The organism is Dysosmobacter welbionis (genome assembly GCF_005121165.3).
In the GTDB taxonomy this organism is placed as follows: Bacteria; Bacillota; Clostridia; order Oscillospirales; family Oscillospiraceae; genus Oscillibacter; species Oscillibacter welbionis.
Map to the genome: position 1 here is coordinate 2,234,815 of NZ_CP034413.3, position 14,051 is coordinate 2,248,865.

At 62.0% G+C, this 14,051-nt stretch carries 10 protein-coding genes; 9 read left to right on the forward strand and 1 reads right to left on the reverse strand.

Annotated elements, in window-relative coordinates:
* The first annotated feature begins 44 nt into the window (after window positions 1–44).
* The 8 genes from EIO64_RS11825 to rsiV all read left to right on the forward strand — a co-directional run bounded on the left by EIO64_RS11825 (window position 45) and on the right by rsiV (window position 9,444).
* Window positions 45–989 (forward strand): thiamine pyrophosphate-dependent dehydrogenase E1 component subunit alpha, encoded by a 945-nt coding sequence (locus EIO64_RS11825; protein WP_051319924.1) that lies wholly within the window; start codon window positions 45–47, stop codon window positions 987–989.
* On the forward strand, window positions 986–1,966 hold the full coding sequence (locus EIO64_RS11830; protein WP_136891389.1) for an alpha-ketoacid dehydrogenase subunit beta: 981 nt from the start codon (window positions 986–988) through the stop codon (window positions 1,964–1,966). Before EIO64_RS11825 ends, EIO64_RS11830 begins: the two co-directional genes overlap by 4 nt.
* Window positions 1,967–1,979: 13 nt before the next feature.
* A complete protein-coding gene (locus EIO64_RS11835) occupies window positions 1,980–3,242 on the forward strand; it encodes a dihydrolipoamide acetyltransferase family protein (protein WP_136891390.1) in 1,263 nt (420 codons plus the stop codon).
* A 12-nt stretch (window positions 3,243–3,254) separates the two neighbouring features.
* A complete protein-coding gene (gene lpdA / locus EIO64_RS11840) occupies window positions 3,255–4,979 on the forward strand; it encodes a dihydrolipoyl dehydrogenase (RefSeq protein WP_119310442.1) in 1,725 nt (574 codons plus the stop codon).
* A 43-nt stretch (window positions 4,980–5,022) separates the two neighbouring features.
* Complete coding sequence (locus EIO64_RS11845; RefSeq protein WP_025545638.1) at window positions 5,023–5,901, forward strand: NAD(P)-dependent oxidoreductase; 879 nt, start codon at window positions 5,023–5,025, stop codon at window positions 5,899–5,901.
* A gap of 488 nt (window positions 5,902–6,389) precedes the next feature.
* Window positions 6,390–7,970 (forward strand): peptide chain release factor 3, encoded by a 1,581-nt coding sequence (locus EIO64_RS11850; RefSeq protein ID WP_021751403.1) that lies wholly within the window; start codon window positions 6,390–6,392, stop codon window positions 7,968–7,970.
* A 132-nt stretch (window positions 7,971–8,102) separates the two neighbouring features.
* Window positions 8,103–8,591: an RNA polymerase sigma factor gene (locus tag EIO64_RS11855; RefSeq protein ID WP_021751404.1), complete on the forward strand. Its 489-nt coding sequence runs from the start codon at window positions 8,103–8,105 to the stop codon at window positions 8,589–8,591.
* Between the two features lie 10 nt (window positions 8,592–8,601).
* A complete protein-coding gene (gene rsiV / locus EIO64_RS11860; protein WP_136891391.1) occupies window positions 8,602–9,444 on the forward strand; it encodes an anti-sigma-V factor RsiV in 843 nt (280 codons plus the stop codon).
* A 191-nt stretch (window positions 9,445–9,635) separates the two neighbouring features.
* On the opposite strand, the gene EIO64_RS11865 is transcribed toward rsiV, so the two are convergent.
* Window positions 9,636–12,590 (reverse strand): S-layer homology domain-containing protein, encoded by a 2,955-nt coding sequence (locus EIO64_RS11865; protein WP_136891392.1) that lies wholly within the window; start codon window positions 12,588–12,590, stop codon window positions 9,636–9,638.
* A gap of 282 nt (window positions 12,591–12,872) precedes the next feature.
* Between EIO64_RS11865 and prfB the strand changes: the two genes are divergently transcribed.
* Complete coding sequence (gene prfB, locus EIO64_RS11870; RefSeq protein ID WP_021751408.1) at window positions 12,873–13,997, forward strand: peptide chain release factor 2; 1,125 nt, start codon at window positions 12,873–12,875, stop codon at window positions 13,995–13,997.
* Window positions 13,998–14,051: the final 54 nt, after the last annotated feature.

The following is a 14,051-nucleotide window of genomic DNA, read 5'->3' on the forward strand; positions in this document are numbered from 1 at the left end:
TGGCTACCTATGAAAAGAGCTTTTTGTTGTCCCTGTACCGGGACATGGTCCGGATCCGGGCCTTTGAGGAACACGCCGCCGAGTGCTTCACCAAGGGCATGCTGGCGGGCAACATCCACCTGAGCATCGGTCAGGAGGCAGCGGAGGCCGGTGCCTTCGCGGCCATCGAGCCCAGGGACTACTTCACCTCCACCCACCGGGGCCATGGCCATGCCATCGCCCGCGGAGCGGACCCCAAGCGGGCCATGGCGGAGCTGTTCGGCAAGGCTGCCGGCTACTGCAAGGGCAAGGGCGGCTCCATGCACATTGCGGACATGGAGAAGATGAACCACCTGGGCGCCAACGGCATCGTGGGCGCCGGGCAGCCCATCTCCGCCGGCAGCGCCCTGGCCTCCAAGATCATGGGGGACGACTCCGTCACCGTGGGCTGCTTCGGCGATGGCTCCACCAACGAGGGCTCCTTCCACGAGTCCCTGAACATGGCCGCCGCCTGGAAGCTGCCGCTGGTCTGGTTCATTGAAAACAACTGCTACGGCGTGTCCACGGAGATCCACCGGGTCACCAACACCCCGGATCTGGCCTCCCGGGCCGCGGCCTACGGCGTGCCCTACGCCGTGGTGGACGGCACGGACGCCATCGCGGTGTATGAGGCTATGAAGGTCGCCCTGGACCACGCCCGCAGCGGCAAGGGACCCTATGTGGTGGAGGCCAAGGTATACCGCTATCAGGGCCACTACTGCGGTGACCCGGCGGTTTACCGCCCCAAGGAGTACATGGAGCACGCCCTGGCAAACGACGGCATCGAGAAGCTGGGGCGGCGGCTGCTGGAGAGCGGCGCCGCCCAGGAGGAGCTGGACGCCATCCGGCAGGACGCAGAGGCCGAGATGGACGAGGCTGTGAAGTTCGCGGATGCGTCCCCATATCCGGACCCCGCGACGGTGCTGGATGATATGTATGTGACTGACAACGAAAGGTGCGTGGCGAGATGAGCAAGAAGATCACCGTCAGCAAGGCCATCGGTGAAGCCTTGCACGAGGAAATGCTCCGGGACGAAAAGGTTTTCATCATGGGCGAGGACATGGCCGTCATGGGCAATGTGTTCGCCATCACCAAGGGCTTTCTGGAGGAGTTCGGCCCCAACCGCGTCATTGACACTCCCATCTCCGAGGAGGGGTTTGTGGGCATGGCCGTGGGCGCCGCGATGCGGGGGCTGCGGCCCGTGGTGGAGCTGATGTACGATGACTTCGCCACGGAGTGCGCGGATCCCCTGTTCAACCAGGCTGCCAAGATCCGCTACATGACCGGCGGACAGTGCAGCGTCCCCATGGTCCTGCGGGCGCCCATGGGCGCCGGCCGCCGGAACGCAGGCCAGCATTCCCAGTGCTTGGAGAATTTCTTCTGCCACTTCCCGGGACTGAAGGTGGTGGCCCCCTGCACCGCTGCCGACGCCAAGGGCCTGCTGAAGTCCGCTATCCGGGACGACGACCCGGTAGTGTTCCTGGAACACAAGCTGCTGTACGCCCACAAGGAGGAGATCCCCGATGGGGAGTACACCATCCCCCTGGGTGCGGCGGACGTGAAGCGGGCGGGCAGGGACCTGACCATCATCACCTGGAGCCGTGAGGTCTACTTCGCCCTGGAGGCCGCCCAGACCCTGGAGGCGGAGGGCATCGACGTGGAGGTCCTGGATCTGCGGACTCTGGTGCCCCTGGACTGGGATGCCATCGTGAAGTCCGTCTCCAAGACCCACAACGTCATCATCGTCTCCGAGGAGGTCAAGCGGGGCAGCTACGCCGGTGAGCTCTCTGCCCAGATCGCAGAGGAGCTGTTTGATGAGCTGGACGCCCCGGTGGAACGGGTCTGCGGCCTGAACATCTGCTCCCCCTTCAGCCCGGTGCTGGAGGACAAGAACTTCCCCCATCCGGAGGATATCGTGCGGGCTGTCAAGCGCGTGCTGAACAAGTGAGGAGGCGTGTGAGATGGCTTATGAAGTACTGATGCCCCAGCTGGGCCTGACCATGGAGGAGGGAACCGTCTCCCAGTGGATCAAGCACGAGGGAGACGCTGTAAAGGCCGGGGACGTGGTGGTGGAGATCACCACTGATAAGCTCACCAATGAGATCACCAGCGAGCAGGACGGCGTCCTGCTGAAGATCGTGGCCCAGGAGGGCGAGGATGTGCCGGTGAAGGGACTGCTGGCCTACATCGGCCAGCCCGGCGAACAGGTGGGGGAGACTACTGCCCCCGCTGTATCCGCGGCTTCTGCTGCCCCGTCTGCGGAGCCTGCGGCTGCGCTGGCTTCTGCCCCTGCGGCATCCCCGGCGGCCGGGGGCAAGCGGATCCGAATCTCTCCCCTGGCCCGGAAGATCGCCGGACAGATGGGCGTGGACTACACCGTCCTCACCGGCACCGGCCCCAGTGGCCGGATCGTCAAGCGGGACATCCTGGCCGCGGCGGAGGCCGCGCCCAAGGCAGCTGCTCCCGCCCCTGCTGATCGGAAGATCGCCGCGCCTGCGGCTGTCTCCGCCACCGCCTTCCCGGTGAAGAATCTGGAGCTGATGGAGGGTGACACGGTGGAGAAGCTCACCGGCATGAGGAAGGTGGTGGCCCAGCGGATGTACACCTCTGCTGTGGAGATCCCCACCGTCACCCAGACGGTGAAGGTGGACGTCACCGCCCTGCTGGCCTTCCGCAAAAAGCTGAAGGAGGAGGGCCATGCCTTCTCTGTCAATGACTTTGTGCTGAAGGCCGTGGCCAAGGCCCTGCGCCGTCATCCGGAGATCCTGGTGAGCTTGGACGGGGAGCAGATCATCCGCCGGGCCCATGTGAATCTGGGCATGGCGGTGGCTCTGGACGCGGGGCTCATCGTCCCTGTGATCCGGGACGCGGACCTGCTGAGCCTGGAAGCCCTGTCCGCCAAGGCCAAGGATTTGGCGGAGCGGGCCCGTGCCAACCAGCTGGGCGCTGACGAGTACAAGGGCTCCACCTTCACTGTGTCCAATCTGGGCATGTTCGGCGTGGAGAGCTTCACCCCCATCATCAACCAGCCGGACGCGGCCATTCTGGGCGTCAACTGCACGGAGGATGAGCTGGTGATGGAGGACGACGGCACCATCGCCAAGCATCAGGTGCTGCGGATCTCCCTGACCTTCGACCACCGACTGCTGGACGGCGCGGTGGCGGCCAAATTCGAGATGACAGTCCGGGATCTGCTGGAGCATCCCATGGACATCCTGCTGTGAGGAGCGTAAACAATGGCAACGGAAATCAAAATGCCCCAGCTGGGGCTGACCATGGAGGAGGGCACCGTGGAGCGGTGGCTGAAGGCGGAGGGCGATCCCGTCAAGGCCGGTGAGCCCCTGCTGGAGATTACCACCGACAAGCTGACCAACGAGGTGGCGGCGGAAACCGACGGCGTCCTGCTGAAGATCGTGGCCCAGGAGGGCGCCGACGTGCCGGTAAAGGGCCTGCTGGGCTACATCGGCCGGCCCGGCGAGCAGGTGGGGGCCCCCACCGCAGCCGCGGCACCTGCCGCCCCGGCTGTGGAGGCCGCGGCTGCCCCCAACGGGCCTGGGACGGTGCTGGTCATCGGCGGCGGCCCCGGCGGCTATGTGGCCGCCATCCGGGCGGCCCAGCTGGGCGCCAGGGTGACCCTGGTGGAGCGGGAGCACCTGGGCGGCACCTGCCTGAACATTGGCTGCATCCCTACCAAGTGCCTGCTGCACAGCGCAGAGCTGGTGTCCCAGATCAAGGACCAGGGCGCGGAGATCGGCGTGGAGGCGGACGGCGTCCGGGTGAACTTCCCCCAGGTGATCGCCCACAAGAACGCCGTCTCCAAACAGCTGACCAGTGGCGTAGCGGGACTGCTGAAGGCCAACAAGGTGGTGAAGATCGACGGCGAGGCCAGCTTCACCGGCCCCAAGACCCTCTCTGTGAAGAAGTCCGACGGCTCCGTGGAGGAGATGACCGCCGACGCCATCATCGTGGCCACCGGCTCCGTCAACGCCCAGCCGCCCATCCCCGGTCTGAAGGAGAATCCCAACTGCATCGACTCCACCGGCGCCCTGAGCTTGGAACAGTTGCCCAAGAGCATGGTGGTCATCGGTGGCGGCGTCATCGGCCTGGAGCTGGCCTGCGCCTACGCGGCCTTCGGCACCAAGATCACCGTGGTGGAGGCGCTGGACCACATGCTGCCTATGCTGGACGGCGACCTGACCAAGATCGGCGTGGCCCACATGAAGAAGATGGGCATGGCGTTCAACCTGGAGTGCCCGGTGCAGGCCGTGGAGGCCTCTCCCGTGGGCGCCAAGGTCACTTGCCGGAACAAGGCTGGCGAGACTGTCAGCTTTGAGGCGGAGAAGGTCCTGGTGGCCATCGGCCGGAAGGCCAACACCGCCAGCCTGAACCTGGAGGCTGCCGGCCTTGCCAACGACCGGGGCCGGATCATCGTCAACGACAAGATGGAGACCAGCGTGCCCGGCGTGTACGCCATCGGCGACTGTGTCAAGGGCTATGCCCAGCTGGCCCACACCGCCAGCGCCATGGGCGAGGTGGCTGCGGAGAATATCTGCGGCATGGAGGCCCACTACGACGAATCCACCAATCCCACCTGCGTGTACATCGAGCCGGAGGCTGCCTCTGTGGGTCTCACAGAGGAGCAGGCCAAGGCGCAGGGGATCGACTACATGGTGGGCAAGTTCCCCATGAGCGCCAACGGCAAGGCTCTGATCCTGAACGGGGGCGAGGGCCTGGTGAAGATCATCGCCGGGAGGGAATACGGCGAGGTGCTGGGTATGCACATCATTGGGCCCCGCGCCACGGATCTGATCTGCGAAGGGGCGCTTGCCATCGGCAGCGAGCTGACGCTGGATGAGCTGGCAGCCACCATCCATTCCCACCCCACCGTCACCGAGACCATGCGGGAGTGTGCGCTGGACGCACTGGGCCGCGCGGTCCACATCCCGCCCCGCAGGAAATAACAGGGCAGTCCTTTCCGGAATTTAGAACAGGAGGTCAATGGGCATGAAAACACTTGGATATCTGGGCCTTGGCGTGATGGGCTACGGCATGACAGGCAATCTGATCGACAAGAGCGGCTGCGACATCTATGGCTACGACCCCGTGCCCGCTTTGCGGGAGCGGTTTGCCGCCCGGGGCGGTAAGGTCCTGGACGACGCTAAAACGCTGTACAAAACCTGCGACATCATCTTCATGTGCCTGCCCACCAACGCCATCGTGAAGGCCACCATCACGGAGATCATGGAGACTGCCCGGCCCGGCACCACCATTGTGGACATGGGCTCCACCTCTCCCTATGTGATTCAGGAGCTCCACGCCGCGGCGGTGGAGAAGGGCTTCTATCTGCTGGACTCCCCGGTCAGCGGCGGCGAGACCGGCGCCAACGGCGGCACCCTGGTCATCATGTGCGGCGGCGAGAAAGAGGTCTTTGACGAGGTCCGGCCCTACCTGCTGATGATGGGTAAGACCGCCACCTACATGGGGCCCTCCGGCTGCGGCAGCACCGCCAAGGTGGCCAACAACATGATGGTGGGCATCCATCTGTGCGCCATGGGAGAGGCATTCGCCTTTGCGAAAAAGGCCGGGCTGGATCCTCAGACCCTTTTTGACGCCATCAAGGGCGGCTTTGCCCAGAGCGCAGTGATGGACGGAAAGGTCCCCAAGCTCCTGAGCCGAGACTTCTCCGCCAGTGCCCGGATCGCCGTCCACCTGAAGGACATCAACAACGCCATGGACGTGGCCGCCCACCTGGGGGTGGAGCTGCCCATGACGGAGATCGTCAAGGAGCAGATGGACTGGATGGACGCCCGCGGCATGATCGACGAGGACCAGTGCGCACTGGCCAAATACTACGAGGACGCCATGGGCGTGGAAATCAAGTGATCTCCCGCCAAGGAACAGGCAATCTGCGGGGACCGGCATCAGCCGGTCCCCGCTGGTTTTCCCTGTGGTACAGAATCATCGGATTTTTTGCGGGATAGCTGCGGGAAATCTTGCAAAGCGGCACAAAATATGGTACATTGTTCGAGAATACACACGGCGGGAGACTCCTCCCGTCCGTTTTTCGCGGTCTGACCGCCCCGGATTCCGCATGCAGCTGTGCGCCGTGGGTCGAAGATGGCCCATACTCTGATATTTTTCTGGAGGATATTCCATGTCTGAACTACGCACTGAAATTTCCCGGCGGAGGACCCTCGCCATCATCGTCCCACAAAAGCTGGCGCTTTTGCGGGAGCCCTGATTTGCGTTTGCTCCGGGCGGAGTGAATCCGCCCTTCGCCAAGGTTTTGCCTTGGCAAAACGCTTGGACGGCGCAAAAGCGCCGTGGGTCGAAGATGGCCCATACTCTGATATTTTTCTGGAGGATATTCCATGTCTGAACTACGCACTGAAATTTCCCGGCGGAGGACCTTCGCCATCATCTCCCATCCGGACGCCGGCAAGACCACGCTGACAGAGAAGTTCCTGCTGTACGGCGGGGCCATCGCCCAGGCGGGCGAGGTTAAGGGAAAGCGGGCCCGCGCCGCCACCTCTGACTGGATGGAGATCGAGAAGCAGCGGGGCATCTCCGTCACGTCCTCCGTGCTGCAGTTCCAGCACAGCGGCTTCTGCATCAACATCCTGGACACCCCTGGCCACCAGGATTTCTCCGAGGACACCTACCGGACCCTGATGGCCGCGGACTCCGCCGTCATGGTCATTGACGGCGCCAAGGGTGTGGAGCCCCAGACCCGGAAGCTGTTTAGGGTCTGCGCCATCCGCCACATCCCCATCTTCACCTTCATCAACAAGATGGACCGGGAGACCAAAGACCCCCTGGAACTGTGCGAGGAGGTGGAGCGGGAGCTGGGCATCGACACCTATGCCGTCAACTGGCCCATCGGCTCCGGCAAGGAGTTCCAGGGCGTCTACGACCGGGAGAAGCAGCGCATCCTGTTCTTCCAGGCGGAGGAGCGGGGCAAGAAGGTCGGCTCCGCCGAGGTGGCCCTGGACGACCCGGCGCTGGAGGACATGATCGGCGCACAAAAGGCCGCCGCCCTCCGGGAGGAGGTGGAGCTGCTGGGGGCCGGACGGGAGTTTGACATGGAGGCTGTGCGGAACGGCACCCTGTCCCCTGTGTTCTTCGGCTCCGCCCTCACCACCTTCGGCGTGGAGCCGTTCCTGGAGGAGTTCCTCCGCATGACCACGCCGCCCCTGCCCCGTGTCAGCGACCAGGGGGAGGTGGATGTGTTCAGCGAGGACTTCTCCGCCTTCGTGTTCAAGATCCAGGCCAATATGAACAAGGCCCACCGGGACCGGCTGGCCTTCATGCGCATCTGCTCCGGCAAGTTTGAGCGGGACACGGAGTATTTTCATGTCCAGGGCAACAAAAAGCTGCGCCTCTCACAGCCCCAGCAGATGATGGCCGCGGAGCGGGAGATCATCGACGAGGCCTACGCCGGGGACATCATCGGTGTGTTTGACCCCGGCATCTTCTCCATCGGCGACACGGTGACGGTGCCTGGAAAGAAATTCAAGTTCTCCGGCATCCCCACCTTCGAGCCGGAGCACTTCATGCGGGTGTCTCCCAAGGACACCATGAAGCGCAAGCAGTTCATCAAGGGCACGGAGCAGATCGCCCAGGAGGGCGCCATCCAGATTTTCAAGCTGCCCGGCGCCGGCCTGGAGGAGGTCATCGTGGGCGTCGTGGGCACCCTGCAGTTCGACGTGTTCCAGTACCGGATGAGGAGCGAGTACGGCGTAGAGCTCTACATGGAGGGACTGCCCTACGAGCACCTGCGGGTCATCACCGCCTGCCCCTGCAAGCCGGAGGATCTGGTGCTGTGCACCGGCGCCGCCCTGCTGGAGGACTTCAAGGGCCGCCTGCTGGTGGCATTCGGCGGGGAGTGGTCCGTGGGCTTTCTCACCAAGCACAACCCCGGCCTGGAGCTGGCCGAGTCCCTGTCTGTCTGAGCCTGAAACCGTCCGCCGGAAAGAGGCGGACGGTTTTTTGCTTTTCTTTCTTCCGGCTGTCACCTTTTCGGCGGAAACCGCATCCTAATAAGTGACCGGTCAAACGAACCCAAAGGAGCGCTCAGTCCCGCCATGACAAATTTTTTGTTGGACAAAGAAATATTCTGCGACCAGGTAATCCGAAACCAGGAGACCATGTTCCGCACTGCCAAGGCTATCCTTCACCAGGACGAAGATGCGGAGGACGCCGTGCAGGAGGCCATCTGCGCCGCCTATGCCGGCCGCGGCAGCCTGCGGGACCCGGCGCGGTTCCGACCCTGGATCCTGAAAATTCTGGTCAACAAGTGCTATGAGTTCTGCCGGAAGCGGAGGACCACGGTGGACCTGGCGGATATCCAGGACTTCCTGCCGGCTCCGGCGGCAGACCAGGCGGAGCGCCTGTCTCTATGGCAGGCGGTCATGGCGCTGAACAGCGACCTGCGGGCGGTCGTGACCCTGTTTTATTATGAGGACCTCTCCATCCGGGAGATCAGCGCCGTTCTGGGCATCAGCGAGGCGGCGGTGAAGACCCGTCTCTCCCGAGGGCGGTCCCGGCTAAAACAACTATTACACGAGGAATGAGGTGCGCAAGGTGGAGCCATTCGACAAGCGACTGAAAGAGCGGGCGAAGCAGGAACCCTTCCCCCTGCCGGAGACGTATGCCGGAAAGGTGCGGGACACCTGCGCCGCTTTAAAGGAGACGAACATGAAAGAAAACAAGCAAAAACGTTCCTATCGCTGGCTGGTCGGCGTAGCCGCGGCCCTGGCCGTATTCGTGGCCATTCCCAATGTATCTCCCGCGGCGGCTGCCGCCATGGAAGAAATCCCGGTGCTGGGCGCCGTGGTGCGGGTCATCACCTTCCGGGATTACCAGTATGACGATGGTCACAGCACTGCCGACGTCCACGTCCCGGAGCTGGGCGGTAGCGGCGCTGCAGACGAGATCAACGACCAGGTGCAGGCCTATACCGATCAGCTGATCGCCCAGTTCCAGACGGACTGCGAGGCTGCGGGCGAGAGCTACCAGGGCCTGGATGTGACCTCCTCTGTGGTGACGGACAGCGATACTTGGTTCACTCTGCGGATCGATGCCACGAGGACCGAGGCCAGCGGCTACAATTTCACCCGATTCTACCACATCAACAAAGCTACGGGTGAAGCCGTCACCCTCAGCGATCTGTTCCGGCCTGATGCGGACTACGTCTCTGTCCTGTCCGCGGAAGTCCTGCGGCAGATGGAGGAGCAGATGGCCGCGGACGTATCCCTGAGCTATCTGACGGACGAATTCACCGCTATTGACCCGGAGCAGAGCTTTTACTGGAACGCCGACGGCGATCTGGTTCTGGTGTTCGACGAGTACGCGGTGGCTGCAGGCTACATGGGCATGGTGGAGTTCACCATCCCTCAGGATGTGTACAGCGCCCTGCTGAAGTGACCGCGCTCCCCCATAAACCTTTATACGCATTGGGCGCATCGTAGATAAGGGCAAATGCTGTGGTGAAAGGTTTGGCGCATCGTTTCCAGTTGCCCCAAAGGAGCGGGGAAAGATGCATTCAGTTTTCTGCGGTGCTTTTATATAACAGAGAACAGCGGACCGCTTCAGCGGTCCGCTGTTGTTTTCCCGGTTTACTGGGCTTGCTCCATCCGCCAGACGATGGCGGAGATCTGGCCCCGGGTCAGAGTGTTGTAGGGCTTGAAGGTGCTGGTGCCGTTGCTGAAGTAGCCCTCCACGATGCCTGCGGCATTCAGCGCCTGGACATAGGGGTCCGTGGTGTCGGTGAAGGGACGGACGCTGGACAGGTTGCTGATGCTGAGGCCCATGGCCTTGGCCGCGATCTGGCTGACCGCCAGCCGGGTGATGGGGGCGTTCAGGTTCACGCTGCCGGACACCAGCCCGTCCGCCTGCGCCCGGGCCAGATAGCCGCTGAACACGTTGGAGTTCACCGGCTTCTGCTCGTCATAGCCAGCGGCCAGCATGATGAGCTTCAGCGCCGCGCCGTAGGTCACCTGGTTGTCGGGCTTGAAGGTGCCGTCGCTGTATCCGTCGATCACGTCGGCGTCGCTGAGCTCCAGTACATATTTATAGCACCAGGTGGAGGAGGTGATATCAGAGAAGTCCTCCATAGCGCTGACAATGCCCAGGCAAAGCTTGCCGCTGGCAATGGGATCGCCGCTGCTGTTGCAGGCCACATAGGGGATTTCCACAGATCCGGTGAAGCCGCTGGCCGGCACGAACCGCAGCTGGCTGATCCGCTCGCTGCCGCTGGAGTAGCCGTACAGGGTCTCGGTGTCCGCCCGCTTGGAGGTGCCGCTGCCCACGTAGATGACACCCTCGTTGGTGGCGGGCAGTTCCAGCAGCTGGATGCTGGCCAGACCCAGGCCGCTGGACTGGGCCACCGCCGTGTAGATGGAGGCGGCGGGGAAGGTGACGGCCGTGTTTCTGGGCGTGGGGCCGTAAACGTCGGGCACCTCGCTGAGGTTCACGCTGATGAGGATGGTGCCGGACACAGAACGGCTGCCGGAGCCGTAAGCGGTGAAGGGGATCTGGGCGCAGTAGTTGACGCCGCTGGGTATGTATGTCAGCTCGCTGAGGGCGTGCTGGCTGCTGGAGGGACTGAAGTAGAAATCTATGTCGTCGCAGTTGTCGTCGGTGATGCGCAGGCTGCTGGAGCTGCCGTAGCTGCTGGTACCGTAGTAGTTGTAGTACAGGCTGCCGTAAGTGGGCGCATCTTTAAAGGTGACATACTGCAGGGTATAGCCGGGGTAGCTCTCCTCAAAGAACCGGGCGATGTCGTTGGCGTTGATCTGCACTCGGCCGCTGTAATCCGTATAATAGCGGATATCGCCGCCCTCTGCGGCCACGCCGGTTCCCCCCACATCGCCGATGGCGATGGCCACGGTGCCGTAGGCCTTGTCGCCGTCCTCACCGTAGGCAGTGAAGTCCAGCTCCACCACCTTGCCGTCGGCGTCCCTGTCCGCCACAAAGGTCAGGTCATCCAGGGTGAAGTCCTCGTCGTAGAACAGGTCCTTGCTGTCATAGTAGAAATAACCGTCGTCCAGGTCGCTCTCGTCAAAGTACGTCCGGTCATCATCGTAGTCGTAGCTGTACAGCTCGCCCCAGTCGTCCAGTCCGTCGGCGTCGGTGAACCGTACATACTCCAGATCGTCCCCGGTCTCGTCATCCAGGAAATCCCAGAAGTCGTCCCGGTCAAAGGTCACGCTGTCGTCGGGATCCACCTCGTAAATGATGTCGCCCTTCACCTTGGTGCCGGTGCTGCTGCCCTTGCCGATCTCAATGGTGAGGGTAGCGGAGATCTTGTCGCCTTTCACGCCGCGCATGGTGACGTCAAAGGTCAGGGTGTCTTCATCGGCATTCCGGTCCGCCGCAAAGGTCAGCGTGTCCAGCTCGAAGTCATAGTCGTCCCAGATATCGTCCTCATCATAGTAAAACACGGCGTCGTCCAGGTCACTGTCGTTCAGCTCGTAATCCCGGGTGTAGTCGTCGGAATCGTATCCGTCGGCGTAGAAACAGCCGTAATCGTCAAAGTCGTCATAGTCGGTGAACTCCACGTATTCCAGTTCGTCGTAATCCGACTCGTCGTAGAAGAAATCGTAGAAATCCTCCGCGTCCAGCGTCACATCGTCGTCCGGGTCCACCTGATAGGTCAGGTCGCCCTTGCTACTGGTGCCGCTGCCCTTGCCGACCTCGATGTACAGAGTGCCATATACCTTGTCACCGTCCACGCCGTGCATGGTGAAGTCAAAGGCCAGGGTGTCCGCGTCGGCGTTCCGGTCGGCGTAGAACGTCAGCGTGTCCAGTTCAAAGTCATAGTCGTACCAGACGTCGTTCTCGTCGTAATAGAACATGGCATCGTCCAGATCGCTGTCATTGAGCTCATAGTCCAGGATATAGTCATCGCTGTCGTATCCGTCTGCGCCGAAATATCCGAAGTCATCGAAATCATCGTAGCTGGTGAACTCCACATACTCCAGCTCGTCATAGCGGCCGTCTTCCTCGTCAAAGAGATCCCAGAAGTCCTCGGCGTCCACCGTCACATCGTCGCCGGGGTCCACCTTGTAGGTCAGCTCCACGTCGCCGGAGCCGGAGCGGGAGCCACCCTCCACATCAATGCGGACCGTTGCATAGAATGACCCTTCGTCGCCGTACAGCCTGACATCAAAATCCAGTGTGTCGCTGTCGATGTTGTCATAGGTCTCAAACCGCAGCGTGTCCAGGTCGATGTCGTAATCGTCCGCATCAGCACGGTCATAGTAGAATTCGTAGTTCTCCAGCGCCTTGGAATCCACGTCGTCGAACCCGTAACGGTCAAAGTCCTCGAAGGTGAAATAGCCGTAATCGTCAAAGTCATCATAATCGGTGAATTCCACGTATTCAAGGTATCCGCCGTTGTCGTCCTCATAGATTTCCTGAAAGTCATCCGCATCCAGCCAGACGCCGCTGTCCTCGTCCACATCGTACGTCAGATCCGCCGAGGCCGCAGACGCCATGGGAACGGTTCCGGCCAGCAGCGCCAGCGCCAGCAGACACGCCGGGAGCTTTTTCTTCCAAAATGTTTTCATAGTCCTCTTTCCTCCATCATATTCCAAAAGGCTTGCTTCCAGCTTCTATCTCTCTACATGTAACATACCGGGAAAGTGCCCGGCAATCATGAACAAATTATGAACTTTTCGCCATTCGGGAAAAAAGATTCCGGTCCGGCCGCATCCTGGAAAACGAAATTGTCCCCTGAAATACACAGACGGCCCGGGATTTTCCGTTTTTTTACGGGTTTTTCTTTACAAACAAACGTTCCTCCGATATAATACTATGGCTAATGAAATTTGAGGAAGTGGAGAGAGCACATGGCTTTGATCGAATACGACGAATATAAGCAGAGGCTCCGGGACCTGGGGCCCGAGCTGGAGAAGCTCTCCGCCGCGCTGGACATGGACAGCGCCCGCGCGGAGGCCCGAAAGCTGGAGGACGAGACTGCCCAGGACGGCTTCTGGAACGACCTGGAGCGATCCCAGAAGGTGCAGCAGCGCCTCAAGCAGCTGCAGAACAAGATCGCCCGCCAGGACAAGCTGGTGACCGAGTGGCAGGATCTGACGGCCCTGTGCGAGATGGGCCAGGAGGCGGAGGATGAGGAGCTGCTGGAAGAGCTGAAGTCCGGTTTCCAGACCCTGGAGGAGAAGATCGAGGAGTCCCGGATGGCCACGCTCCTCTCTGGGGAGTACGACGGCCACAGCGCCATCCTGACCTTCCATGCCGGCGCCGGCGGCACCGAGGCCCAGGACTGGGCCCAGATGCTCTATCGGATGTACACCCGCTGGACGGAGCGCCACGACTTCACCTATCAGATCCTGGACTATGAGGACGGCGACGAGGCGGGCATCAAATCCGCGTCCATCGCCATCCAGGGGGACAACGCCTACGGCCTTTTGAAGAGTGAGAACGGCGTCCACCGGCTGGTCCGGGTGTCTCCCTTTGATGCCAACGCCCGCCGGCAGACCAGCTTTGCCGCGGTGGAGGTCATGCCCGAGATCGAGGATGACGACGAGGTGGAGATCCGGGAGGAGGACATTGAGATGCAGGTCTACCGGGCCAGCGGCGCCGGCGGCCAGCACGTGAACAAGACCTCATCCGCCGTGCGCCTCATTCACAAGCCCACGGGCATCGTGGTGGCCAGCCAGCAGGAGCGCAGCCAGTTTCAGAACAAGGACAACTGCATGAAGATGCTGCGGGCCAAGCTGGTGGAGCTGAAGCAGCAGCAGCACGCGGAGAAGATCTCCGATATCAAGGGCGTGCAGATGAAGATCGAGTGGGGCAGCCAGATCCGCTCCTACGTGTTCATGCCCTACCAGATGGTGAAGGACACCCGCACCGGCTATGAGACCGGCAACATCGACAACGTCATGGACGGCGATCTGGACGGCTTCATCAACGCGTATCTCACTCAGCTGGCCACCGGTGAGCTGAAAAAATAAATCGTCCACGCATCCTTCCGGATGCCCGGCTTTCCGGAGCCGCAACCTAATAGA

Excerpts from the sequence above, each read along its gene's own strand:
- EIO64_RS11825 (WP_051319924.1), top strand. The coding sequence starts at position 45 with ATGGTCCGGATCCGGGCCTTTGAGGAACACGCCGCCGAGTGCTTCACC.
- EIO64_RS11830 (WP_136891389.1), top strand. The coding sequence starts at position 986 with ATGAGCAAGAAGATCACCGTCAGCAAGGCCATCGGTGAAGCCTTGCAC.
- EIO64_RS11835 (WP_136891390.1), top strand. The coding sequence starts at position 1,980 with ATGGCTTATGAAGTACTGATGCCCCAGCTGGGCCTGACCATGGAGGAG.
- lpdA (WP_119310442.1), top strand. The coding sequence starts at position 3,255 with ATGGCAACGGAAATCAAAATGCCCCAGCTGGGGCTGACCATGGAGGAG.
- EIO64_RS11845 (WP_025545638.1), top strand. The coding sequence starts at position 5,023 with ATGAAAACACTTGGATATCTGGGCCTTGGCGTGATGGGCTACGGCATG.
- EIO64_RS11850 (WP_021751403.1), top strand. The coding sequence starts at position 6,390 with ATGTCTGAACTACGCACTGAAATTTCCCGGCGGAGGACCTTCGCCATC.
- EIO64_RS11855 (WP_021751404.1), top strand. The coding sequence starts at position 8,103 with ATGACAAATTTTTTGTTGGACAAAGAAATATTCTGCGACCAGGTAATC.
- EIO64_RS11865 (WP_136891392.1), bottom strand. The coding sequence starts at position 12,590 with ATGAAAACATTTTGGAAGAAAAAGCTCCCGGCGTGTCTGCTGGCGCTG.
- prfB (WP_021751408.1), top strand. The coding sequence starts at position 12,873 with ATGGCTTTGATCGAATACGACGAATATAAGCAGAGGCTCCGGGACCTG.